General features: G+C 62.2%; 19 protein-coding genes. 14 read left to right on the forward strand and 5 right to left on the reverse strand.

Annotation, left to right across the window (positions count from 1 at the left end):
- Window positions 1–12 precede the first annotated feature (12 nt).
- The 3 genes from KU43P_RS00970 to KU43P_RS00980 all read right to left on the reverse strand — a co-directional run bounded on the left by KU43P_RS00970 (window position 13) and on the right by KU43P_RS00980 (window position 2,516).
- A complete protein-coding gene (locus tag KU43P_RS00970; RefSeq protein WP_317660646.1) occupies window positions 13–327 on the reverse strand; it encodes a DUF2388 domain-containing protein in 315 nt (104 codons plus the stop codon).
- A gap of 89 nt (window positions 328–416) precedes the next feature.
- Window positions 417–2,102, reverse strand: a complete 1,686-nt coding sequence (locus tag KU43P_RS00975; RefSeq protein ID WP_317660647.1) for a GspE/PulE family protein — start codon at window positions 2,100–2,102, stop codon at window positions 417–419.
- Between the two features lie 96 nt (window positions 2,103–2,198).
- Window positions 2,199–2,516, reverse strand: coding sequence for a hypothetical protein (locus KU43P_RS00980; protein ID WP_317660648.1), 318 nt, complete (start codon window positions 2,514–2,516; stop codon window positions 2,199–2,201).
- A 126-nt stretch (window positions 2,517–2,642) separates the two neighbouring features.
- Here KU43P_RS00980 and KU43P_RS00985 point away from each other — a divergent pair, with 126 nt between their 5' ends.
- The gene (locus KU43P_RS00985; RefSeq protein WP_317660649.1) at window positions 2,643–3,113 is read left to right on the forward strand and encodes an Lrp/AsnC family transcriptional regulator; all 471 of its coding nucleotides are present in this window, start codon (window positions 2,643–2,645) and stop codon (window positions 3,111–3,113) included.
- An 84-nt stretch (window positions 3,114–3,197) separates the two neighbouring features.
- On the opposite strand, the gene KU43P_RS00990 is transcribed toward KU43P_RS00985, so the two are convergent.
- Window positions 3,198–4,574 carry a CYTH domain-containing protein gene (locus KU43P_RS00990; RefSeq protein WP_317660650.1) on the reverse strand — a complete coding sequence of 459 codons (1,377 nt, stop codon included), beginning with the start codon at window positions 4,572–4,574 and terminating at the stop codon, window positions 3,198–3,200.
- Between the two features lie 115 nt (window positions 4,575–4,689).
- Here KU43P_RS00990 and argE point away from each other — a divergent pair, with 115 nt between their 5' ends.
- Both argE and argA read left to right on the forward strand, forming a co-directional pair.
- Window positions 4,690–5,832 carry an acetylornithine deacetylase gene (gene argE, locus KU43P_RS00995; RefSeq protein WP_317660651.1) on the forward strand — a complete coding sequence of 381 codons (1,143 nt, stop codon included), beginning with the start codon at window positions 4,690–4,692 and terminating at the stop codon, window positions 5,830–5,832.
- A gap of 125 nt (window positions 5,833–5,957) precedes the next feature.
- A complete protein-coding gene (gene argA, locus KU43P_RS01000; protein WP_317660652.1) occupies window positions 5,958–7,256 on the forward strand; it encodes an amino-acid N-acetyltransferase in 1,299 nt (432 codons plus the stop codon).
- 146 nt (window positions 7,257–7,402) lie between these two features.
- Here the strand turns inward: argA and KU43P_RS01005 are convergent, their stop codons facing one another.
- Window positions 7,403–8,779 carry a glutamine synthetase family protein gene (locus tag KU43P_RS01005; RefSeq protein WP_110734219.1) on the reverse strand — a complete coding sequence of 459 codons (1,377 nt, stop codon included), beginning with the start codon at window positions 8,777–8,779 and terminating at the stop codon, window positions 7,403–7,405.
- A gap of 574 nt (window positions 8,780–9,353) precedes the next feature.
- Between KU43P_RS01005 and KU43P_RS01010 the strand changes: the two genes are divergently transcribed.
- The 11 genes from KU43P_RS01010 (at window position 9,354) to oscA (ending at window position 23,488) form a co-directional block, all read left to right on the forward strand.
- Window positions 9,354–10,712 (forward strand): glutamine synthetase family protein, encoded by a 1,359-nt coding sequence (locus KU43P_RS01010; protein ID WP_317660653.1) that lies wholly within the window; start codon window positions 9,354–9,356, stop codon window positions 10,710–10,712.
- Window positions 10,713–10,761: 49 nt separating this feature from the next.
- Window positions 10,762–12,123: an aspartate aminotransferase family protein gene (locus KU43P_RS01015; RefSeq protein ID WP_317660654.1), complete on the forward strand. Its 1,362-nt coding sequence runs from the start codon at window positions 10,762–10,764 to the stop codon at window positions 12,121–12,123.
- Window positions 12,124–12,292: 169 nt separating this feature from the next.
- Complete coding sequence (locus tag KU43P_RS01020; protein WP_317660655.1) at window positions 12,293–13,390, forward strand: polyamine ABC transporter substrate-binding protein; 1,098 nt, start codon at window positions 12,293–12,295, stop codon at window positions 13,388–13,390.
- A 160-nt stretch (window positions 13,391–13,550) separates the two neighbouring features.
- Window positions 13,551–14,645, forward strand: a complete 1,095-nt coding sequence (locus tag KU43P_RS01025) for a polyamine ABC transporter substrate-binding protein (protein WP_317660656.1) — start codon at window positions 13,551–13,553, stop codon at window positions 14,643–14,645.
- Between the two features lie 60 nt (window positions 14,646–14,705).
- Entirely contained in the window at window positions 14,706–15,848 is a 1,143-nt protein-coding gene (potA, locus tag KU43P_RS01030; protein ID WP_317660657.1) for a polyamine ABC transporter ATP-binding protein, read from the forward strand.
- Entirely contained in the window at window positions 15,845–16,765 is a 921-nt protein-coding gene (locus KU43P_RS01035) for an ABC transporter permease subunit (RefSeq protein ID WP_317660658.1), read from the forward strand. The genes potA and KU43P_RS01035 overlap by 4 nt, the downstream gene beginning before the upstream one ends.
- On the forward strand, window positions 16,762–17,655 hold the full coding sequence (locus KU43P_RS01040) for an ABC transporter permease subunit (RefSeq protein ID WP_317660659.1): 894 nt from the start codon (window positions 16,762–16,764) through the stop codon (window positions 17,653–17,655). Before KU43P_RS01035 ends, KU43P_RS01040 begins: the two co-directional genes overlap by 4 nt.
- A 194-nt stretch (window positions 17,656–17,849) precedes the next feature.
- Window positions 17,850–18,938 carry an efflux RND transporter periplasmic adaptor subunit gene (locus tag KU43P_RS01045; protein WP_317660660.1) on the forward strand — a complete coding sequence of 363 codons (1,089 nt, stop codon included), beginning with the start codon at window positions 17,850–17,852 and terminating at the stop codon, window positions 18,936–18,938.
- Complete coding sequence (locus KU43P_RS01050; protein WP_317660661.1) at window positions 18,935–20,002, forward strand: efflux RND transporter periplasmic adaptor subunit; 1,068 nt, start codon at window positions 18,935–18,937, stop codon at window positions 20,000–20,002. The genes KU43P_RS01045 and KU43P_RS01050 overlap by 4 nt, the downstream gene beginning before the upstream one ends.
- The gene (locus KU43P_RS01055) at window positions 19,999–23,052 is read left to right on the forward strand and encodes an efflux RND transporter permease subunit (protein ID WP_317660662.1); all 3,054 of its coding nucleotides are present in this window, start codon (window positions 19,999–20,001) and stop codon (window positions 23,050–23,052) included. The genes KU43P_RS01050 and KU43P_RS01055 overlap by 4 nt, the downstream gene beginning before the upstream one ends.
- Before the next feature lie 253 nt (window positions 23,053–23,305).
- Entirely contained in the window at window positions 23,306–23,488 is a 183-nt protein-coding gene (gene oscA / locus KU43P_RS01060) for a sulfur starvation response protein OscA (protein WP_003248957.1), read from the forward strand.
- Window positions 23,489–23,520 lie beyond the last annotated feature (32 nt).

Genomic DNA, 23,520 nt, shown 5'->3' on the forward strand with positions numbered 1-23,520 from the left:
CCCCCGCAGTACTTATTCGGCTACAGCGTTTTTCGCCAGGATGGCGTTCGCCAGTTCCATGTCGGAGGCCTGCAGGCCGGGGTTTTCTGCCCGCACCTGGCGCAGGGCGGATTCCAGGAACGGCCCGCGAATTGCGCCTTCACTGGCCACGAAGCTGCCTGCGTCGTCTTGTGCCGCGAGCACCAGCTTGTGGTCGCGCGAGGTCAGGTAGGTCGATGCCGTGGTTGCGCCCGAGGACAGGACGTTGCGCCAGAAGGTATCGGCCATGGCGGAGCCAATGGGCAGCGAGATCAAGGCAGCGGCTGCGATGGCGGTTTTGAGACGCATGTTGAAACACCTCGAAGGGTGAGGGTTGAAGATGCCCGGTTTGATCCTGTGAGATGTGCGCAAGTTCCTTGAATACAAGGGTTTTTTGTTCAGGAACAGACCCTCAGGACCTCTTCGTGGCGGGTCAGGCCCCGGGCCACTTTAGCCTCTGCGCAGCGTCGCAGGTCCTGCAACCCTTCATCTAGAGCCATTTGCCGCAAGCTGGCCAGGTCGGCACCGGCACCTATCTGTGCGCGCAGGTTGTCGCTGGGCACCAGCAGCTCGAACACGCCCGTGCGGCCATGAAAACCAGTGCCGCGACACACCTGGCACGCCTGGCTACCGGCGGCCGATGCGACGCCCTGGCATTCCCGGCAAAGTACGCGCACCAGGCGCTGGGCCATCACGCCACCGAGGGTGGCCCTGATCAAGTAGTCGGCCACGCCGAGTTCTTGCAGGCGGGTAATGGCGCCGCAGCTGTCGTTGGTGTGTAGCGTCGACAGCACCAGATGCCCGGTCAGCGCCGCCTGCACTGCTACCTGGGCGGTTTCGCGGTCGCGGATCTCGCCGATCATGATGATGTCGGGGTCCTGGCGCAGCAGTGCGCGCACGCCATTGGCAAACCCCAGGTCCAGCGCTGGTTGTACCTGCAATTGGTTGAAGGTGGGCTCCAGGCGTTCGATCGGGTCTTCGATGGTGCACAGGTTGACCTCGGGCGTGGCCAACAGCTTGAGGCTGGCGTACAGCGTGTTGGTCTTGCCGGAACCGGTTGGGCCGGTGACCAGCAGAATGCCCTGGCGCCGCTGCAACAGTGCCTGCCACTGCGCCAGCTGCTCGCCTTCCAGGCCGAGCTGGTCGAAGTCTTCCTGCAACTGCTGTGGGTCGAAGAGGCGCAGCACCAGTTTTTCGCCGAATGGCGTCGGTAAGGTCGACAGGCGCAACTCCAGTTCACTGCCGCCGGGAAGGCTGCTCTTCACCCGGCCATCTTGTGGCCGGCGTTTTTCCGCCACGTCCATCCGCCCCAGGTGCTTGAGCCGGCTGACCAGCGCCAGCGTGACGCCGGCCGGGAAGGTGTAAACAGTGTGCAGCAGGCCGTCTATGCGGAAGCGCAAGTGACCTTGATCGCGGCGGGGTTCGAGGTGAATGTCGCTGGCGCGCTGCTCGATGGCGTACTGCAGCAGCCAGTCGACTATGTGCACGATATGCGCATCATCGGCACCGGCTTCTGCCTGGCGTTTGCCCACCTCCAGCAACTGTTCCAGTTCGCCGACACTGGCCGGTTGCTGTTGCTGGGCGCCTTGAACCGAATGGGCCAGGCGGAACATCGACTGGCCCATCTGGCGTATCTGCAGCGGGCTTGCCAGCACTCGCCGGATCGGCTTGCCCAGGCTGCGGCTGAGGTCGGCCTGCCAATGGTCCTGGTAGGGCTGTGCGCTGGCCACAGTGATGCCGTTGGCATCGCTGGCGACGATGAAGATACCGTGGCGCCGCGCGAAGGCCGGGGATATCAGCCCGTTGACCTGGACCAGGTCGAGCTGCATGGGGTCGATGTGCAGGTAGGGCTGCCCAACCTTGCCGGCGAGCCATTGGCACAGGCTGTCCAGGTGCAGGTGCTGGCCGGGGTTGCGGCGGTCCTCGATGTGCAGGGCGGCGATGGTTTCGAGCGGGTGGCGGCCAGGGTGGGTGGCGGCAGCCCCGAGTACCCGCTGGGCGTCGTTGGCGGTGAGGTGCTGCTCGGCCTGCAGGGCATTAAGCAGTAGCGTCAGGTCGAGGGCGTGATCGTCCTTGGTGTGCATGATGGCGTCCGTGCCAGATGATAAGTGCCTGGCAAGGCTAGCCGGGCAGGGTCATATCAGGATCAAAAAAAGGTTTCGAAGTCTTGCTGCGCCTGATCAGACCGCTGCCATCTCCATGCGCGCCTGATTTTCCAGGCTGACCTCCCCGACACACACCAGATTGCGCAGCTTCTGAGCGATGACCTCGGCTCGATGCCAACTGAGCCCGCCAATGTCGATTGCGATGTCGAGCAGGTCATCGTGCTGGCTGACATGCACGCTGTGCGGTGTGAGGAACTGCAGGGCGAACAGGTTGAGTACCCGGCACAGGCTGTCTGGCTCGGCCTCGGCCTGCAGGCAATAGCGCACGGTGCTGTGGCTGGCGTGGGCTGCCCAGGCATCGCTACGGGGAAAGGGGCGTTCGAGTGCGTTCATGCTGGTCTCCACGAATGTGGAAGAAATTGTTACAGGTTTAAGCTGGCATTTTTTCGCTATGATTCGATCATTTTTCGGTAATCACGAAGAGATTTATTCGTAAATATCAGCTTAAGAGGATTGATCATGCTGAGCGAGTTGGACGCCTATGACCGACGCATTCTCGAACTGCTGCAGGCGGATGCTTCGCTGTCGAGCGCGCAGATCGCCGAGCGGGTAGGGCTGTCGCAATCGCCTTGCTGGCGCCGCATACAACGGATGAAGGAGGAGGGCATCATTCGTGGGCAGGTGACCTTGCTCGACCGCAAAAAGGTGGGCCTGAACACGCAGATTTTCGCCGAAGTGAAACTCAACGCCCACGGCCGCTCCAACTTCACCGAGTTCACCGAGGCGATCCGCGGCTTTCCAGAAGTGTTGGAGTGTTATGTGCTGATGGGGTCGGTGGATTTTCTGCTGCGCATCGTCACGTCGGACATCGAAGCCTATGAGCGCTTCTTCTTCGAAAAGCTGTCGAACGTGCCGGGCATCCAGGAGGTCAATTCGATCGTGGCGCTGTCGGAAATCAAATCCACCACCAGCCTGCCACTGATGCGGTGAAGCCATCGCCGGCAAGCCGGCTCCCACAGGGATCACTGGAGTCTTTGTGGGAGCCGGCTTGCCGGCGATGGCAGCGCTATGCAATCAAACCTTGAGCAGATGCTTCCAGCCACGGCTCTGATCGATCGCCCGAGCCTGCTCGATACGCGCTTCAAGCAGCTCGTCAGGCTCTTCGCCCAGCGGTTGCTCCGCCAGCTCGTGCAGCTTTTTCAGGTCGCCGTACAGGCGGTCCATCTGCGGCGCTTCCAGCACCTGGCGCGCATGGTGCAGCCAGGCCAGCAGCTGCTCGATACGCGGCAACTGTTCGGCCAGGTCTTCCGGGCGCTGGGTGTACAGCGGCAGTTTCAACGCACGGCCTTCTTCGCCCAGCAGGTGCGCCAGCCAGCTTGCCAGTTGTGCTTTGCCCTGACGCTCGCCACGGCCCTTGCGTTCCACGGTCCAGGTACGGGCCAGCAGCCAGCGCGAGGTTTCCAGGGAGAACTGGCCCCAACGCACGTCTTCCAGCTCATCGACGAACTGCTCGGGGGCAGCGCGACGGATGTCTTCGTCATCGTTGCCGGCTTGCACCAGCGGGCGCCAGTCTTCCAGCAGCGCGTCGAGGCTGGCGCGCAGTTCACGGGTGGTGGCCCGAGGTGCGGCCTGGCCCAGGCTGCTGACCAATGCGCGCAGCTCGCCCAGGCACTGCACCCAGTCCTGCAGCAGGCGCCAGTGGCCATTGTGGCGATACTGCTCGGCCAGGCGCTGGCTGCTGCCCAGCAACTGCCAGGCCAGGGCGGTGAAGGCCTCGTCCAGGGCCATTTCAGCGTTCAGTTCCGAGCTCGGCAGGCTCAGCTCGTAGCTGTCCGGCTCCAGCAGGCGGTAGCCGCGCTCGGCCTTGCTGATGTCGCAGGGCATCAATGGCAGGCTGGCGGCCAGCTCGGCGGCCAGCTCCAGCAGCGCTTCGGGAGCGCCTTCACGCAGCTCCAGTTCCAGTTCGCAGATTTCTTCCTTTTGCTTGCCGGCTATCACGAAGCCCTGGTCCAGCGCGGCTTCGATCACCACCTTGCTCTTGCCACGGCCCCAGGCGATTTCCGCGTACTCGCGGGTGAAGTCGGTGGTGAACAGCGGCTTGATGGTTTTCTTGTCCAGTTCGGCCAGTTGCTCGGGCCAGCAGGTGGCATCAAGCTTTTTCAGGTCGAGCTTGACCTTGTCCAGGTGCCACTCGTACTCGTTGCGCTCGGACAGGCCGGCGACGCTCTGGCCACGGCACTTCAGGGTCTGGATGACGTCCTCGCCATCGCGGCGCAGGCGCAGGGCGACACGGGCGGCGGCAAGGTCACGCTCGGGGGTGTCGAAGTACTGGTTGAGCAGTTCGCGGGTCTGCCAGCCGGACTTGTTGCGCTTTTTCAGCAGAGGGTGCTCGCGCAGGGCGGCGAGGGTATCGCGGCTGGCGCGGAGCTTGAGTTCGGTTTCTTTGTGCATCGCAGGCTCGAAGGGAGGGCGTGATAGCCGTGCAGTCTACAGGACTGGGCCGGCAACGGTTTATTCCTTACGGCGGATGGCCCTATGATGGGCAACGCTTCCGAGGAGTACGCGCATGCCGTTGCCCACGCTCAAAGACCAGTTTGCTGCCTTGATCGCCGCGCCCTCGGTCAGTTGCACCCAGCCTGCGCTGGACCAGTCCAATCGCCAGGTCATCGACCTGCTGGCGAGCTGGCTCGGTGACCTGGGTTTCCATTGCGATATCCAGCAAGTCAGCCCAGGCAAGTTCAACCTGCTGGCCAGCCGTGGCACCGGCCCTGGAGGGCTGGTGCTGGCCGGGCATAGCGACACGGTGCCCTACGACGAACAGCTGTGGGCCAGCGACCCGCTCAAGCTGAGCGAGGTCGACGGTCGTTGGGTAGGTCTTGGCAGCTGCGACATGAAGGGCTTCTTCGCCTTGATCATCGAGGCTGTGATCCCTTTGCTCGAGCATGACTTCAAGCAGCCGTTGCTCATCCTCGCCACTTGCGACGAAGAAAGTTCGATGTCCGGCGCCCGTGCCCTGGCCGAGGCAGGGCAGCCGTTGGGCCGCGCGGCGGTAATTGGCGAGCCTACGGGCCTGAAGCCTATCCGCATGCACAAAGGCATCCTGATGGACCGCATCGACATCCTCGGGCGCAGCGGCCATTCGTCGGACCCGAGTCTCGGTCATAGCGCCCTGGAAGCCATGCATGCGGTTATGGGCGAACTGATGGGCCTGCGCCGGCAGTGGCAGGATACCTATCGCAACCCGCAATTCAGTGTGCCCACGCCGACCATGAACTTCGGCTGCATCCACGGCGGCGACAACCCCAACCGCATCTGCGGGCAATGCGCCCTGGAGTTCGATCTGCGCCCGCTGCCGGGCATGGATGTAGAGCAGCTGCGCCAAGCCATTCGCGCAAAACTGCAACCGGTGGCCGAGCGCCACGAAGTTCGCATCGACTATGCACCGCTGTTCCCCGCCGTGCCGCCGTTCGAGCAGGCCGCCGATACCGAGCTGGTACAGGTGGCCGAACGCCTTACCGGGCATCGGGCCGAAGCAGTGGCGTTCGGTACCGAAGCGCCTTATCTTCAGCAGCTTGGTTGCCAGACCATCGTGCTGGGGCCTGGCGATATCGCCTGTGCCCACCAGCCCGGCGAATACCTTGAAATGTCACGAATCGAGCCTACCGTGCGTCTATTGCGTGACCTGATCCGGCACTATTGCCTCCAGTAAACGTCCACCCTGTTGATTCGTTCTTGCCTAGAGGAGACCGCGCGTGACCGCAAGCCTGTTCCGACGATGATCCTGAACGCCGTGTCATCTACCGTTCTCCGTCCACTTTATCCACAGGCCCTGTCATGCCCGATTACGTCAACTGGCTGCGTCATGCCTCCCCGTACATCAATGCCCATCGCGATTGCACCTTCGTGGTCATGCTCCCCGGCGATGGGGTAGAACACCCGAACTTCGGCAACATCGTCCACGACCTGGTGTTGCTGCACAGCCTGGGCGTGCGCCTGGTGCTGGTGCATGGTTCGCGCCCGCAGATCGAAAGCCGCCTGGAGGCCCGGGGCCTGACCCCGCACTACCACCGCGGCATGCGCATCACCGATGCCGCCACGCTGGACTGCGTGATCGATGCGGTCGGCGCCCTGCGCCTGTCCATCGAGGCGCGCCTGTCGATGGACATCGCCGCTTCGCCGATGCAGGGTTCACGGCTGCGCGTAGCCTGCGGCAACCTGGTGACCGCTCGCCCGATCGGTGTGCTCGAAGGCGTGGATTACCACCATACCGGCGAAGTGCGCCGCATCGACCGCAAGGGCATCAGTCGGCTGCTCGATGAGCGCTCCATCGTGCTGCTGTCGCCTTTGGGTTACTCGCCCACCGGTGAGATTTTCAATCTGGCCTGCGAAGACGTGGCCACCCGCGCCGCCATCGAGCTGGGTGCCGACAAGCTGCTGCTGTTCGGTGCCGAGCCTGGCTTGCTCGACGAGCACGGCAAGCTGGTGCGCGAACTGCGGCCGCAGCAGATCGCGCCGCATCTGGCGCGCCTGGGCAGCGATTATCAGGCCGAGTTGCTGGATGCGGCTGCCGAGGCGTGCAAAGGCGGCGTGGCGCGCAGCCATATCGTCAGTTATGCCGAAGACGGCGCCTTGCTTACCGAACTGTTCACCCGGGGCGGTGGCGGTACGCTGGTGTCGCAGGAACAGTTCGAAGTGGTGCGCGAGGCGACCATCGAGGATGTTGGCGGCTTGCTGGAGCTGATCAGCCCGCTGGAAGAGCAGGGCATCCTTGTACGGCGCTCGCGTGAAGTGCTGGAGCGGGAGATCGAGCAGTTCAGCGTGGTCGAGCGTGAAGGCATGATCATCGCCTGTGCGGCGTTGTACCCGATTGCCGATTCACAGGCCGGTGAGTTGGCGTGCTTGGCCGTGAGCCCGGAGTACCGCCATGGCAGACGCGGGGATGAGCTGCTCGAGCGCATCGAGGGCCGCGCGCGGGCGTTGGGCTTGAATACCTTGTTCGTGCTTACCACGCGGACCGCGCACTGGTTCCGTGAGCGGGGCTTCACGCCCAGTGGCGTGGAGCGGCTGCCGGCGGCGCGGGCGTCGCTGTACAACTACCAGCGCAATTCGAAGATTTTCGAGAAACCGTTGTAAGTCTGCACCGGCCCTATGGCCGGCAAGCCGGCTCCCACAGTGATCACGCCTAACCATTGTGGGAGCCGGCTTGCCGGCGATAGGGCCGGTAAAGCCCGCACATTCCCCGAAATGAAAAACGCCGCCCTGATGGGCGGCGTTTTCACTTACACAGTGTGCAGATACCAGTTGTACTCGAGGTCGGAGATCGAATGCTCGAATTCCTCCAGCTCGCTCTCCTTGCACGCGACGAAGATGTCGATGTACTTCGGATCGATGTACTTGTTGAGGATCTCACTGTCGTCCAGCTCGCGCAGGGCATCGCGCAGGTTGTTCGGCAGGCTCTGCTCCAACTGCTCGTACGAGTTGCCTTCGATCGGCTCGCCTGGCTCGATCTTGTTGGTCAGGCCATGGTGCACGCCAGCCAGCACGGCAGCCATCATCAGGTACGGGTTCGCATCGGCACCCGCCACGCGGTGCTCGATGCGCACGGCATCCGGCGAGCCGGTGGGCACGCGCAGGGCCACGGTGCGGTTGTCCAGGCCCCAGCTCGGCGCGTTCGGTACGTAGAACTGCGCGCCGAAACGGCGGTACGAGTTGACGTTCGGGCAGAGGAACGCCATGGACGCGGGCAGGGTCTCGAGCACACCGCCGACAGCGTGACGTAGCGCGGCGTTCTGCTCGGGATCCTCGCTGGTGAAGATGTTGTTGCCATCTTTGTCCAGCACGGAAATATGAACATGCAGGCCGTTGCCTGCCTGGCCCGGGTAGGGCTTGGCCATGAAGGTAGTGTCCATTTCATGGTCGTAGGCGATGTTCTTGATCAACCGCTTGAGCAGCACGGCGTAGTCACAGGCCTTGAGCGGGTCGGCAACGTGGTGCAGGTTGACTTCGAACTGCGCCGGGGCGCTTTCCTTGACGATGGCGTCAGCCGGGATACCTTGCTCTTTGGCACCCTCGAGGATGTCCTGGAGGCAGTCTGCGTATTCGTCGAGGTCGTCGATCAGGTACACCTGGGTCGACTGCGGGCGTTTGCCGGAGATTGGCGAGCGTGGTGGCTGCGGGCGGCCATTCACGTTCTCCTGGTCGATCAGGTAGAACTCCAGCTCGAACGCGGCGCAGATGGTCAGGCCCATGTCGGTGAACTTGCTCACCACCTGGCGCAACACTTCGCGTGGGTCGGCGAAGAACGGCTCGCCTTCGATTTCGTGCATGGTCATCAGCAGCTGCGCGGTCGGGCGCTTCTGCCAGGGTTCGTTGGAGAGGGTGCCAGGGATCGGGTAGCAGATGCGGTCGGCATCGCCGATATCCAGGCCGAGCCCGGTGCTTTCGACGGTGGAACCGTTGATGTCGAGGGCGAAGAGGGAGGCCGGCAGGTTGATGCCTTTCTCGTAAACCTTGTGGAGGCTGGTGCGCTCTATGCGCTTGCCACGCACCACACCATTCATATCTGCAATCAGAAGGTCAACGTAGAGAACCTCAGGATGTTCCTTAAGGAACGCGTTCGCTTCGTTAAGCTGAACGGCACGCGGGGGTACCGACATGATGCAACACCTTTGTTGTTAAAAATATCAATCAAGGGGGGCTTGCAGGACCAGTCAATCGAAAAGCCCTACTGATGTCAAGCCAACCCCATGATGCCCTGAAATGGCACATCGACGGCAGATTTGCTGCATATCGGGGCGTGCCATTATCCGCTATTTCCGTTGCTCAGGGCTATCTCCGACATGCCGTGTTTTATTTTTTACGGAGGTGTTGTGTAAAAAAATGAACAAGGCTAAGCTCGGGTTCAACCCAGAACACAATAATACGAGGGTCACATGGTCCGCTTGTCGCGACCTGAAAGCGCTGCCTATGCAGTGCGCTCGGGTATACCTGCCATTCCTGCAAGCTTCAATCGCGCTGTGGCCGCCCTGGCCGCAATAATTGACGCTGTGCGCGCCCGGACCTCACCTCGTAGCATCATTTCGCTGCGCTTCTTGTCTTCCTGCCTTTCGAACTCATTACGGACTCGCTGGTTTCCAGTGTATCCACTGTGCTCCTGCGTGGGTGTTTTTGCTTTAGCAATCCACTCCATCCAGAATCAATGCGCGGACCACATTACCTCCTGAGGTATCTATGAGTAACAACCTCGACCAGCTCACCGATTGGTTGAAAGAGCACAAGATCACCGAAGTCGAATGCCTGATCAGCGACCTGACCGGCATTACTCGCGGCAAGATCTCGCCGACCAACAAGTTCATCGCCGAAAAAGGCATGCGCCTGCCCGAAAGCGTGCTGCTGCAGACCGTGACCGGCGATTACGTCGACGACGACATCTATTACGAACTGCTCGACCCGGCCGACATCGACATGATCTGCCGCCCTGACGAAGACGCCGTGTTCCTCGTGCCTTGGGCCATCGAGCCGACCGCGCAGGTCATCCACGACACCTACGACAAGAAGGGCAACCCGGTCGAGCTGTCGCCGCGCAACGTCCTCAAGAAAGTACTCAAGCTCTACGCCGACAAGGGCTGGCAGCCGATCGTCGCGCCGGAGATGGAGTTCTACCTGACCAAGCGCAGCGAAGACCCGGACTTCCCGCTGCAGCCGCCGGTGGGCCGGTCGGGCCGCCCGGAAACCGGCCGTCAGTCTTTCTCCATCGAGGCCGCGAACGAATTCGACCCGCTGTTCGAGGACGTCTACGACTGGTGCGAACTGCAGCAGCTCGACCTCGATACGCTGATCCACGAAGACGGCACGGCGCAGATGGAAATCAACTTCCGTCACGGCAATGCCCTGCACCTGGCCGACCAGATCCTGGTGTTCAAGCGCACCATGCGCGAAGCCGCCCTCAAGCACAACGTGGCCGCCACCTTCATGGCCAAGCCCATGACCGGCGAGCCGGGCAGTGCCATGCACCTGCACCAGAGCGTGGTCGACGCCGCCACCGGCAAGAACATCTTCAGCAACGAAGACGGCAGCATGAGCGAATTGTTCCTGCACCACATCGGTGGCCTGCAGAAGTTCATCCCCGAGGCTCTGCCGCTGTTCGCGCCCAACGTCAACTCGTTCCGCCGCTTCCTGCCGGACACCTCGGCACCGGTAAACGTCGAGTGGGGCGAGGAGAACCGTACCGTCGGCCTGCGTGTGCCGGATGCCGGCCCACAGAACCGCCGCGTCGAGAACCGTCTGCCGGGCGCCGACGCCAACCCGTACCTGGCCATCGCCGCGAGCCTGCTGTGCGGCTACATCGGCATGGTCGAAGGCATCGCGGCCAGCGCCCCGGTCGTTGGCCGTGGCTACGAGCGACGCAACCTGCGCCTGCCGCTGACCATCGAAGACGCCCTGGAACGTATGGAAGTCAGCCGTGCGCTGACCCAGTACCTGGGCAAGAAATTCATCACCGGCTACGTCGCTACCAAGCGCGCCGAGCATGAGAACTTCAAGCGTGTCATCAGCTCCTGGGAGCGTGAGTTCCTGCTGTTTGCTGTGTGATCAACCCCTGAGGCCGCCCAACGGCGGCCTGCGGACCCTGGAGAAGCACATGAGCGTCAAAAACCCGCAAACCCGTGAATGGCAAACCCTGAGCGGCGAGCACCACCTTGCACCTTTCAGTGATTACAAGCAGCTGAAGGAGAAGGGGCCGCGCATCATCACCAAGGCGCAGGGCGTGCATTTGTGGGACAGCGAGGGGCACAAGATCCTCGACGGCATGGCCGGCCTGTGGTGCGTGGCGGTCGGCTACGGCCGTGAAGAGCTGGTGCAGGCTGCCGAGAAGCAGATGCGCGAGCTGCCGTACTACAACCTGTTCTTCCAGACTGCCCACCCGCCGGCACTGGAGCTGGCCAAGGCCATCACCGACGTGGCGCCCGAGGGCATGACCCACGTGTTCTTCACCGGCTCTGGCTCCGAGGGCAACGACACCGTGCTGCGCATGGTGCGTCACTACTGGGCGCTCAAGGGCAAGCCACAGAAGCAGACCATCATCGGCCGCATCAACGGCTATCACGGCTCCACCGTCGCTGGCGCAAGCCTGGGCGGCATGAGCGGCATGCACGAGCAGGGTGGCCTGCCGATCCCGGGCATCGTGCATATTGCGCAGCCGTACTGGTTCGGCGAAGGCGGCGACATGACCCCGGACGCATTCGGTGTCTGGGCTGCCGAGCAGTTGGAAAAGAAAATTCTGGAAGTGGGCGAGGACAACGTCGCCGCCTTCATCGCCGAGCCGATCCAGGGCGCCGGGGGTGTGATCATTCCGCCTGATACCTACTGGCCGAAGATCAAGGAAATTCTGGCCAAGTACGACATCCTGTTCGTCGCCGACGAAGTGATCTGCGGCTTCGGCCGTACCGGCGAGTGGTTCGGTTCCGATTACTACGACCTTAAGCCCGATCTGATGACCATTGCCAAGGGCCTTACCTCCGGTTACATCCCCATGGGCGGTGTGATCGTGCGTGACACCGTGGCCAAGGTGCTCAGCGAAGGCGGTGATTTCAACCACGGCTTCACCTATTCCGGCCACCCGGTGGCTGCCGCGGTAGGCCTGGAAAACCTGCGCATCCTGCGCGACGAGAAGATCGTCGAGCACGCTCGCACGGAAGTGGCACCCTACTTGCAAAAACGTCTGCGGGAACTGCAGGACCACCCGCTGGTGGGCGAGGTTCGCGGCCTGGGCCTGCTCGGCGCGATCGAACTGGTCAAGGACAAGGCCACCCGCAGCCGCTACGAAGGCAAGGGCGTGGGCATGGTGTGCCGCAACTTCTGCTTCGAAAACGGCCTGATCATGCGCGCGGTAGGCGACACCATGATCATTGCACCACCCCTGGTGATCAGCCACGCGGAGGTCGACGAGCTGGTGGAAAAGGCGCGTAAGTGCCTGGACCTGACGCTCGAAGCGATCCGGTGAGCCTTTGCTAGGCTAGCGTTGTGACATTAGTTGGTTACAAGGGGCTGCTTTCCTTGAAACAGCGCCTTGTAACTTGCCAGACTAGCGACTGTTTCAGTCGCCCAACGCGTGTACTGCGGGACCTGGCAGCTGAACGGATGGCAAATCAAAAAAATCTGGAGCATGACGCATGAAGAAAATGGGCAAGACGTTGCTGGCCGCCGCCCTGATGGGTGCCATGGCGACCGCAGTTCAGGCTGAAGACAAGGTATTGAACGTCTACAACTGGTCGGACTACATCGCTCCGGACACCATCGCGAAGTTCGAGAAGCAGACCGGCATCAAGGTCAAGTACGACGTCTTCGACAGCAACGAAACCCTGGAAGCCAAGCTGCTGGCAGGCAAGTCGGGTTATGACATCGTCGTGCCGTCCAACAACTTCCTGGCCAAGCAGATCAAGGCGGGCGTCTACGAGGAGCTTGACCGCTCCAAGCTGCCGAACTGGAAGAACCTCGACGAAGACCTGCTCAAGGCCGTTGGCGATGCCAGCGACAAGGGCAACAAGCACGCCTTCCCGTACATGTGGGGCTCGATCGGCATCGGCTACAACCCGGAGAAGGTCAAGGCCGCGCTGGGTGTGGACAAGATCGACTCGTGGGACGCCGTGTTCAAGCCTGAGAACATCGCCAAGCTCAAGAGCTGTGGCGTGAGCTTCCTGGATGCCCCGACCGAAATGCTGCCGGCTGCACTGCATTACCTGGGCAAGCCGACCAACAGCACCAGCAAGGAAGACCTGAAGGCTGCTGAGGATCTGTTCCTCAAGATCCGTCCTTCGATCACCTACTTCCACTCGTCCAAGTACATTGGCGACCTGGCCAACGGCAACATCTGCGTGGCCGTCGGTTACTCGGGTGACGTCGAGCAGGCCAAGGCCCGTGCCCACGAGGCTGGCGACAAGGTCAAAGTGGACTACATCATTCCGAAAGAAGGTGCCGGTACCTTCTACGACATGGTTGCCATCCCCAAAGATGCCGAACACAAGGAAGCTGCCTACAAGTTCATGGACTTCCTGATGCAGCCGGAAGTCATGGCCGAGATCACCAACGCCGTGCGCTTCCCGAACGGCAACGCCGCTGCCACCCAGTTCGTGGACAAGGCCATCACCAGCGATCCGAGCATCTACCCGCCAGCTGAGGTGAAGAAGCAGCTTTACGCGATTACAGCCCCTGAAACTGCTGCCCAGCGTGCTATCACCCGCAGCTGGACCAAGATCAAGTCGGGCAAGTAAGCCCGATGCAGCACCTCTGGGCCGGGCTTTTCCGGTCCAGAGCCAGTGAATGGCAATTGATGATTGCGGCATCGAAGCTGCGAAGGTAAGTTGCGCGCCGGTTTTGCCTGCGCGGCAGCACTGCGCCGTTACCAAGGCACTGATTGTGAGGACCACCCACTTGTCTATTTCTGTATTACGCAAGGCCTTGATGGCTGGAGCGGGCCTGACGCTGGCATGCAGCGTCCAAGCGGCGCCTACGGTGCATTTCTACAACTGGTCGGACTACATCGGCCCGAACACCCTCGCGGATTTCGAAAAAGCCACCGGCATCAAGCCCGTGCAAGACGTGTTCGACTCCAACGAAACCCTGGAAGGCAAACTGCTGGCCGGCAACACCGGCTATGACGTGGTCGTGCCGTCCAACCATTTCCTCGGCAAGCAGATCAAGGCGGGCGCGTTCCAGAAGCTCGACAAGAGCCTGCTCCCCAACTATGGCAACCTCGACCCGGCGCTGATGAAACGCCTGGAAAAGAACGACCCGGGCAACCAGTACGCCGTGCCTTACCTGTGGGGCACCAACGGCATCGGTTACAACGTCGACAAGGTGAAGGCCGCGCTGGGCGTGGACACTATCGACTCCTGGGCCGTGCTGTTCGAACCCGAGAACATGAAGAAGCTCTCCAAATGCGGCGTGGCCTTCCTCGACTCGGCAGACGAAATGCTTCCGGCGGTGCTCAACTACATGGGCCTGAACCCCAACAGCACCGACCCCAAGGACTACGAAAAGGCCGAGAAGAAGCTGCTGGCAGTACGCCCGTACGTGACCTACTTCCACTCGTCCAAGTACATCACCGACCTGGCCAACGGCGACATCTGCGTCGCGGCAGGTTTCTCCGGCGATGTGTTCCAGGCCAAGGCCCGCGCCGAAGAGGCGAAGAAGGGCGTGAACCTGGCCTACGCGATTCCCAAGGAAGGCGGCAACCTCTGGTTCGACGTGCTGGCGATCCCCAAGGACGCCAAGAACGTCAAGGAGGCCCACGCCTTCATCAACTATTTGCTGAAACCTGAGGTTATCGCCCAGGTCAGTGATTACGTCGGTTACGCCAACCCGAACCCCAAGGCTGGCGACCTGATGGACCAGGCCGTGAGGACTGACGCCGCGGTATACCCACCGCAGGAAGTGCTGGACAAGATGTTCGTCAACAGTGAGTTGCCGCCCAAGGTGCAACGTTTGATGACCCGCAGCTGGACCAAGGTCAAGTCGGGCAAGTAACAATCCAGGCCCGCCACTGACGCAGCGGCGGGCAACAAAATCTTGTTGGGAGTTTCACTCATGGCAGTTGCCTCCGGTGCCTATAAGAAAGCCCTCGAGGGTGGCCAGCAACCCAAGCAGGTGCTGGTCAAGATCGACCGGGTCACAAAAAAATTCGACGAAACGGTAGCCGTGGACGATGTGTCCCTGGAAATCCGCAAAGGCGAGATCTTCGCCCTGCTGGGTGGCTCCGGTTCTGGCAAATCGACCTTGCTGCGTATGCTGGCTGGCTTCGAGCGTCCGACCGAAGGGCGGATTTTCCTCGATGGCGTCGACATCACCGACATGCCGCCCTACGAGCGGCCGATCAACATGATGTTCCAGTCCTACGCCCTGTTCCCGCACATGACCGTGGCGCAGAACATTGCCTTCGGCCTGCAGCAGGACCGTATGCCCAAGGCCGAGATCGACGCCCGTGTGGCCGAGATGCTCAAGCTGGTGCACATGACCCAGTACGCCAAGCGCAAGCCGCATCAGCTCTCCGGTGGCCAGCGCCAGCGCGTAGCCCTGGCCCGCTCACTGGCCAAGCGCCCGAAACTGCTGCTGCTCGACGAGCCCATGGGTGCGCTGGACAAGAAGCTGCGTTCGCAGATGCAGCTGGAGCTGGTGGAGATCATCGAGCGCGTGGGTGTGACCTGCGTGATGGTGACCCACGACCAGGAAGAGGCCATGACCATGGCCCAGCGCATCGCCATCATGCACCTGGGCTGGATCGCCCAGATCGGCTCGCCGGTGGACATTTACGAGACCCCCACCAGCCGCCTGGTGTGCGAGTTCATCGGCAACGTCAACCTGTTCGAGGGTGAAGTGGTCGACGACGCCGAAGGCCACGCGATCATTGCCAGCCCGGAGCTGGAGCGCAAGATCTACGTGGGGCACGGCATCACCACCTCGGTGGAAGACAAGCACATCACCTACGCCCTGCGCCCGGAAAAGCTGCTGGTGACTACCAAGCAGCCGGAGTTCGAGCACAACTGGTCGCGCGGCAAGGTCCACGACATCGCCTACCTCGGCGGCCACTCGGTGTTCTACGTCGAGCTGCCGAGCGGCAAGGTGGTGCAGTCGTTCGTCGCCAACGCCGAGCGCCAGGGCACCCGGCCAACCTGGGGCGATGAAGTGTACGTGTGGTGGGAAGACGACAGCGGCGTGGTACTGCGGTCATGAAACTTCGCAAGCTCAAGCGAGCATTCCAGCGTCTTACCCCGGAGGGGCGGCACTTGGTGATCGGCGTGCCGTTCATCTGGCTGTTCCTGTTCTTCATGCTGCCATTCTTCATCGTATTGAAGATCAGCTTTGCCGAAGCCGACGTGGCGATCCCGCCGTATACCGAGATCTACAGCTACGTCGAGGACAAGGTCCAGCTGGTGCTGAACCTGGCCAACTACGGGCTGTTGACCGAGGATGAGCTGTACATCTCGGCCTATCTGGGTTCGCTGAAGATGGCCTTCTTCAGCACCCTGCTGTGCCTGCTGATCGGCTACCCGATGGCGTACGCCATTGCCAACGCCAAGAAGGAAACCCAGACGGTCCTGCTGCTGCTGATCATGATGCCGACCTGGACCGCGATCCTGATCCGCGTCTACGCATGGATGGGCATTCTCAGCAACAACGGCCTGCTCAACGCCTTCCTGATGTGGATCGGCCTGATCGACCAGCCGCTGCAGATCCTCAACACCAACCTGGCGGTGTACATCGGTGTGGTCTATTCGTACCTGCCGTTCATGATCCTGCCGCTGTTCGCCAACTTGGTGAAGCACGACCAGAGCTTGCTCGAAGCGGCCTCGGACCTGGGTTCGAGCACCTTCAACAGCTTCTGGAAGATCACCGTGCCGCTGTCGAAGAATGGCATCATCGCCGGCTGCATGCTGGTGTTCATCCCGGTGGTGGGCGAGTTCGTGATTCCTGAACTGCTCGGCGGCCCGGAAACCCTGATGATCGGCAAGGTGCTGTGGCAAGAGTTCTTCAACAACCGTGACTGGCCGGTGGCTTCCGCCCTGGCAGTGGTGATGCTGGCAATCCTGATCGTGCCGATCCTGCTGTTCAACCGCAGCCAGGCTAAAGAAATGGAGGGCAGAGCATGAAGCGCTTCGGTTTCTCAAAGCTGATGCTGGTGCTCGGCTTGCTGTTCATCTACCTGCCGATGTTGATCCTGGTGATCTACTCGTTCAACGCCTCCAAGTTGGTGACGGTGTGGGGCGGCTGGTCGGTGAAGTGGTACGTCGGCCTGCTCGACAACACCCAGCTGATGGGTTCGGTGATGCGCTCGCTGGAAATCGCCTGCTACACGGCGGTGGCTGCAGTCGCATTGGGCACCCTGGCGGCCTTCGTGCTGACCCGGGTCACCCGCTTCAAGGGCCGCACGCTGTTCGGTGGCCTGGTCACCGCGCCGCTGGTAATGCCCGAGGTGATTACCGGCCTGTCGCTGTTGCTGCTGTTCGTGGCCATGGCGCAGATGATCGGCTGGCCGCAGGAGCGTGGCATCGTCACTATCTGGATCGCCCACACCACGTTCTGCGCAGCCTATGTGGCGGTCGTGGTGTCGGCGCGCCTGCGTGAGCTGGACCTGTCGATCGAGGAAGCGGCGATGGACCTGGGTGCCAAACCGTGGAAAGTGTTCTTCCTGATCACCATCCCGATGATCGCGCCTTCGCTGGCGGCGGGCGGCATGATGTCGTTCGCCCTGTCGCTGGACGACCTGGTACTGGCCAGCTTCGTGTCCGGGCCGGGTTCGACTACCTTGCCGATGGAAGTGTTCTCTGCGGTGCGCCTGGGCGTGAAGCCGGAGATCAACGCGGTGGCCAGCCTGATCCTGTTGTCGGTGTCGCTGGTGACCTTCTTTGTCTGGTACTTCAGCCGCCAGGCCGAAGAACGTCGTCGCAAGGCGATCCAGCAAGCCATCGAGGAAGGTGCTGCGGCCAACGTGTCTCAGCCCCAGGTCAAGCGCCCGACGCCGGCGGCTGCGTCTGTCTGATTGACTCCAAAGGGCCGCATTGCGGCCCTTTCTGGTTGTTGGTCACGAGATTGAGCGCCGCTCGATCTGCGCATCACCCTATAAACCCAGCCAAGCCCCTCAGATCCTGATCCCCATCAGTGTCGTTTATCGAACCCTGAACTACGCTGACAGTCGCATCTCACAAATCATTTGTGCGCAAGCTAGGAGCCTGCATGAGGGTGACGCGTCCACTGTTACTAGCAGGCATGGGTCTGCTGTACCTGCTGACCGGCTGTAGCAAGGAGCAACCCCCGGAACCGAAGCCCCGGGTCGGGGTGCTGCAGGTTCAGCCCACCGACTTCGCGGCCCGGGTCACCCTTACCGGGGATGTTCAGGCACGGGTACAGACCGACTTGTCGTTCCGTGTGGGCGGCAAGATCATTTCACGCAGCGTCGATGTGGGCGATCACGTCAAGGCCAACCAGGTGCTGGCGCGGCTCGATCCCAAGGACCTGCAAAACAACGTCGACTCGGCCAAGGCCGAAGTGTTCGCCGCCCAGGCACGGGTGACGCAGACCAGTGCGGCCTTCGTGCGGCAACAGAAACTTCTGCCCAAGGGCTACACCAGCCAGAGCGAATACGACTCCGCCGGAGCATCGCTGCGCAGCAACCAGAGCGCGCTCAAGGCCGCCCAGGCGCAACTGGCCAATGCCAATGAACAACTGAGCTACACCGCCCTGGTGTCCGAAGCCGATGGCGTCATTACCGAGCGCCAGGCCGAGGTCGGCCAGGTGGTGCAGGCGACCATGCCGATCTTCACCCTGGCACGCGACGGCGACCGCGATGCGGTGTTCAATGTCTACGAATCACTGCTGGTCGCCCCGCCCAGCGAGGCAGGTGTGATCGTCAGCCTGCTGGACAACCCCAAGGTCCAGGCCCAGGGCTTCGTCCGCGAAATTACCCCCACGGTGTCTGCGCAAAGCGGCACGGTGCAGGTCAAGGTGGCCTTGCGCAACGTGCCCCAGGCCATGCAACTGGGTTCACCGGTGACCGCCACCGCCAATGCCCAGGGGCGCCCGAGCATCGAGCTGCCCTGGGCGGCACTGACCAAGGCTGTGCATGAGCCCGCCGTATGGGTGGTGGGCGAGGGCGACAAGGTCGAATTGCGCAAGGTCCAGGTCACCCGTTACCTCACCGGCAAGGTTGTAATCGCCCAAGGCGTCAAAGACGGCGAAACCGTCGTGGTCAGTGGCGGCCAGCTGTTGCATCCGGGCATGGAAGTGGAAAAGGTCGATGCCAAGGATGGGGGGGCTGCACCATGAAGCGGATGATCTGTGTGCTCGCCACTGGCTTGCTGCTGACGGCCTGCAGCCAGGAAGAGGCGCCGCCCGAAGCCGTACGGCCAGTGCTTTCGACCCTGGTCGAGGCCCAGGCCCAGTCGCAGCTGGGGCGCTTCGCCGGCAGCATCCAGGCGCGTTTCGAAAGCACCCTGGGCTTTCGTGTAGCGGGGCGTATCGCCCGCCGCTGGCTCGACGTGGGCGCCCAGGTCAAGCCAGGCGACACCCTGGCCACGCTCGACCCGACCGACCAACAGAACCAGCTACGTGCCGCCGAGGGCGACCTGGCCAAGGTCCAGGCGCAGTGGATCAACGCCCAGGCCAATGCCCGCCGCCAGCAGCAGCTCTATGACCGTGGCGTGGGTGCCCAGGCACAGTTGGACATCGCCCAGACTGACCTCAAAACCACCGGCGCGAGCCTGGAGCAGGCGCGTTCGGCGGTAAGCCAGGCCCGCGACCAGCTCGACTACAGCACCTTGCGCACCGACCATGCGGCGGTCATCACCGCCTGGCAGGCAGAAGCCGGGCAGACGGTCACGGCAGGCCAGCCGGTAGTAACCCTGGCCCGTCCTGATATCAAGGAAGCGGTCATCGATCTGCCGATCGGCATCGCCGAAGCCTTGACCAAAAACCTCACCTTCACCGTCGCCTCGCAGCTCGACAACAGCATCAACACCACCGCCACCCTGCGTGAGCTGGAGCCCCAGGCCGACGCCGCCACCCGTACCCGACGCGCCCGCCTGACCCTGGCCAGCACCCCCAGTGCCTTCCACCTGGGGACCGCGATCAGCGTCACCCTGACTTCGGCCATTTCCCCGCGTAGCGAGCTGCCCTTGACTGCACTGTTGGAACGCGACGGCAAGACGCAGGTGTGGGTGATCGACCCGCAGCAAAAAACGGTTGCCACCCGCGACGTGGCATTGATCGAGCGTACGGCCGACAGCATCGTGCTGGCGTCCGGCGTACAACCCGGCGAGCGTGTGGTCACTGCTGGCGTCAACAGCCTCAAGCCCGGCCAGAAGGTCACATTCGACGAGGATGCACAATGAAAGGAAGCTTCAACCTCTCCGAATGGGCACTGCGCCATCAGTCTTTCGTGTGGTACCTGATGTTCGTTGGCCTGCTGATGGGCATTTTTTCCTACTTCAACCTGGGGCGGGAGGAGGACCCGTCGTTCACCATCAAGACCATGGTGATCCAGACCCGCTGGCCAGGCGCGACCCAGGACGAAACGCTTTACCAGGTCACCGATCGCATCGAGAAGAAGCTTGAGGAGCTCGACTCGCTCGATTACACCAAAAGCTACACGCGCCCCGGCGAATCCACGGTCTATGTCTACCTGCGAGACACCACCAAGGCGGCCGACATCCCGCAAATCTGGTACCAGGTGCGCAAGAAGATCCAGGATATCCGTGGCCAGTTCCCGCAAGGCATACAGGGGCCGGCGTTCAACGACGAGTTCGGCGACGTGTACGGCTCGATCTACGCGTTCACTGCCGACGGATTGACCCTGCGTCAATTGCGCGACTACGTGGAACAGGCCCGCGCCGAAGTGCGGGAGGTGCCCAACATCGGCAAGATCGAGCTGGTCGGTACCCAGGACGAAGTGCTCTACCTGAAGTTTTCCACCCGCAAGCTGGCGGCCCTGGGCATCGATCAGCGCCAGGTCATGCAGGCCCTGCAACAGCAAAACGCAGTAACCCCTGCCGGGGTGATCGAGGCAGGTCCCGAACGCATCTCGGTGCGCACCACCGGGCAGTTCGCCTCGGAGAAAGACCTGCAGACGGTCAACCTGCGCATCAACGACCGCTTCTTCCGCCTCAGCGATATCGCCGATATCGAGCGCGGCTACGTCGATCCGCCTTCGCCGATGTTCCGCTACAACGGCCAGACCGCCATCGGCCTGGCGATCGGCATGAAGGCGGGCGGCAATATCCAGGTGTTCGGCGCGGCGCTGAAGAAGAAGATGGACAGCGTCGTCAACGACTTGCCGGTGGGCATTGGCGTGCACACCGTGTCGGACCAGGCGGTGGTGGTGAAAGAGGCTGTTGGCGGCTTCACCAGTGCGCTGTTCGAAGCGGTGGTCATCGTGCTGGCGGTGAGCTTCGTCAGCCTGGGCGTTCGCGCCGGGCTGGTGGTGGCCTGTTCGATCCCGCTGGTGCTGGCCATGGTCTTCGTGTTCATGGAATACAGCGGCATCACCATGCAGCGGATTTCGCTGGGTGCGCTGATCATCGCTCTGGGCCTGCTGGTGGACGATGCGATGATCACCGTGGAGGTGATGGTCACACGCCTGGAAATGGGCGAGAGCAAGGAACAGGCGGCCACTTTTGCCTACACCTCCACGGCCTTCCCCATGCTTACCGGTACTTTGGTGACCGTGGCCGGCTTCGTGCCGATCGGCCTCAACGCCAGTTCGGCCGGTGAATACACCTACACCCTGTTCGCGGTGATCGCCGTGGCGCTGATCGTGTCCTGGGTGGTCGCGGTGTTCTTCGCTCCGGTGCTGGGCGTGCACATTCTCAAGGCCGACAAGCTCAAGGCCCACGAGGCCGAGCCGGGCCGGGTAGGGCGGGCGTTCGAGGGCGGGCTGTTGTGGTGCATGCGCAACCGCTGGCTCACCATCATCGGCACCGTGGTGCTGTTCGTGCTCTCGCTGGTGTGCATGCGCTTTGTGCAGAACCAGTTCTTCCCGTCTTCGGACCGACCGGAAATTCTCGTCGACCTCAACTTGCCGCAGAACGCCTCGATCGAGGAGACGCGCAAGGTGGTCGACCGCCTGGAGGCGCGGATCAAGGACGACCCGGACCTGGTGCGCTGGAGTACCTACATCGGCCAGGGCGCCATTCGCTTCTACCTGCCACTGGACCAGCAACTGCAGAATCCCTACTACGCGCAGTTGGTAATCGTCAGCAAGGGCTTCAAGGAGCGCACGGGCATGATAAAGCGCCTGCAGAAGCTGCTGCATGAGGAGTTCGTTGGCGTCGGCACCAACGTCCAGTCGCTGGAAATGGGTCCGCCGGTAGGGCGGCCGATCCAGTACCGGGTCAGTGGCAAGGACATCGACCAGGTGCGCAAGCATGCCATCGACCTGGCCACCCTGCTCAACAGCGACGAGCACATCGGCGAGATGATCTACGACTGGAACGAGCCCGGTAAGGTGCTGCGGATCGAGATCGCCCAGGACAAGGCGCGCCAGCTGGGGCTGTCGTCCGAAGACGTGGCCAACGTGATGAACAGCATCGTCAGCGGCGCACCGGTGACCGAGGTCAACGACAATATCTACCTGGTGGATGTGGTCGCCCGTGCCGTGGACAGCGAGCGGGGTTCGCCCGACACCCTGCAGAACCTGCAGATCGTCACCCCGAGCGGCACCTCGATACCGCTGCTGGCCTTCGCCACCGTGCGCTACGAGCTTGAACAGCCGCTGGTATGGCGCCGTGATCGCAAGCCGACCATCACCATCAAGGCGTCGGTCAACGGTGACATTCAGCCGACCGACCTGGTGGCCCTGCTCAAACCGAAGATCGACGAGTTCGCCAGCAAGCTGCCGGTGGGTTACGAGGTGGAAACCGGCGGTACAGTGGAGGAGAGTGCCAAGGCCCAGGGCCCGATCCGCAAGGTCATTCCGCTGATGCTGTTCCTCATGGCGACCTTCCTGATGATCCAGCTGCACAGCATGCAGAAGCTGTTCCTGGTGGTCAGCGTGGCCCCCCTGGGGCTGATCGGCGTGGTACTGGCGCTGGTGCCCACGGGGACGCCGATGGGCTTTGTGGCGATCCTGGGGATTCTTGCCCTGGCGGGCATCATCATCCGCAACTCGGTGATCCTGGTGACCCAGATCGACGAGTTCGAGGCCCAGGGGTATTCGCCCTGGGATGCGGTGCTGGAAGCCACCAACCATCGCCGCCGGCCGATCTTGCTGACGGCAGCGGCAGCCAGCCTGGGCATGATCCCGATTGCCCGCGAAGTGTTCTGGGGGCCGATGGCCTATGCCATGATCGGCGGCATCATCAGTGCAACGCTGCTGACGCTGTTGTTCCTGCCGGCGCTGTATGTGGCCTGGTACAAGATCCGCGAGCCGAACAAGGCCGAGTGACAGATAGTGTGACAAGCCCCTATCGCCGGCAAGCCGGCTCCCACAGGTACAGCACAGGTCTTGAAGCTTGTGCTGTACCTGTGGGAGCCGGCTTGCCGGCGATAGGGGCTCCCCAGAACAAGAAAAACAGTTATATAAACATTCTTAAACAGTATTTTTAAGAATATCTGCGCCTCACTACTATTGCTTTCAAGCCAGGCGCAAATCCCCTTCAAACCTCTGCCCGGCACCCTTGTTCAACAGGAGAACGAGCATGAGCGCATCGCTGCGAAGCATCGACGGTCAGGACGAAGCCACCATTCTGCGTGAAATCCAGAGCGCCCTGCGCGACCTGCGTTTCGGTGCGGTGGAGATCACCGTGCACAACGCCCAGGTCGTGCAGATCGAGCGCAAGGAGAAGTTCCGCCTGCAACAGCCCGGCAACAAGCCCGGCTGATACCGCCCCACCTTCACAACTAGAAAAATGCC

Source organism: Pseudomonas sp. KU43P, from assembly GCF_033095865.1.
Classification (GTDB): domain Bacteria; phylum Pseudomonadota; class Gammaproteobacteria; order Pseudomonadales; family Pseudomonadaceae; genus Aquipseudomonas.

What these genes read in the sequence shown, in the direction of transcription:
- KU43P_RS01020 (WP_317660655.1), top strand. Translation starts at nt 12,293, where the DNA reads ATGAAGAAAATGGGCAAGACGTTGCTGGCCGCCGCCCTGATGGGTGCC.
- potA (WP_317660657.1), top strand. Translation starts at nt 14,706, where the DNA reads ATGGCAGTTGCCTCCGGTGCCTATAAGAAAGCCCTCGAGGGTGGCCAG.
- KU43P_RS01055 (WP_317660662.1), top strand. Translation starts at nt 19,999, where the DNA reads ATGAAAGGAAGCTTCAACCTCTCCGAATGGGCACTGCGCCATCAGTCT.
- oscA (WP_003248957.1), top strand. Translation starts at nt 23,306, where the DNA reads ATGAGCGCATCGCTGCGAAGCATCGACGGTCAGGACGAAGCCACCATT.
- KU43P_RS01035 (WP_317660658.1), top strand. Translation starts at nt 15,845, where the DNA reads ATGAAACTTCGCAAGCTCAAGCGAGCATTCCAGCGTCTTACCCCGGAG.
- KU43P_RS01005 (WP_110734219.1), bottom strand. Translation starts at nt 8,779, where the DNA reads ATGTCGGTACCCCCGCGTGCCGTTCAGCTTAACGAAGCGAACGCGTTC.
- KU43P_RS00970 (WP_317660646.1), bottom strand. Translation starts at nt 327, where the DNA reads ATGCGTCTCAAAACCGCCATCGCAGCCGCTGCCTTGATCTCGCTGCCC.
- KU43P_RS01015 (WP_317660654.1), top strand. Translation starts at nt 10,762, where the DNA reads ATGAGCGTCAAAAACCCGCAAACCCGTGAATGGCAAACCCTGAGCGGC.
- KU43P_RS00990 (WP_317660650.1), bottom strand. Translation starts at nt 4,574, where the DNA reads ATGCACAAAGAAACCGAACTCAAGCTCCGCGCCAGCCGCGATACCCTC.
- KU43P_RS01050 (WP_317660661.1), top strand. Translation starts at nt 18,935, where the DNA reads ATGAAGCGGATGATCTGTGTGCTCGCCACTGGCTTGCTGCTGACGGCC.
- KU43P_RS00980 (WP_317660648.1), bottom strand. Translation starts at nt 2,516, where the DNA reads ATGAACGCACTCGAACGCCCCTTTCCCCGTAGCGATGCCTGGGCAGCC.
- argE (WP_317660651.1), top strand. Translation starts at nt 4,690, where the DNA reads ATGCCGTTGCCCACGCTCAAAGACCAGTTTGCTGCCTTGATCGCCGCG.
- KU43P_RS01040 (WP_317660659.1), top strand. Translation starts at nt 16,762, where the DNA reads ATGAAGCGCTTCGGTTTCTCAAAGCTGATGCTGGTGCTCGGCTTGCTG.
- KU43P_RS00975 (WP_317660647.1), bottom strand. Translation starts at nt 2,102, where the DNA reads ATGCACACCAAGGACGATCACGCCCTCGACCTGACGCTACTGCTTAAT.
- KU43P_RS00985 (WP_317660649.1), top strand. Translation starts at nt 2,643, where the DNA reads ATGCTGAGCGAGTTGGACGCCTATGACCGACGCATTCTCGAACTGCTG.
- KU43P_RS01010 (WP_317660653.1), top strand. Translation starts at nt 9,354, where the DNA reads ATGAGTAACAACCTCGACCAGCTCACCGATTGGTTGAAAGAGCACAAG.
- KU43P_RS01045 (WP_317660660.1), top strand. Translation starts at nt 17,850, where the DNA reads ATGAGGGTGACGCGTCCACTGTTACTAGCAGGCATGGGTCTGCTGTAC.
- argA (WP_317660652.1), top strand. Translation starts at nt 5,958, where the DNA reads ATGCCCGATTACGTCAACTGGCTGCGTCATGCCTCCCCGTACATCAAT.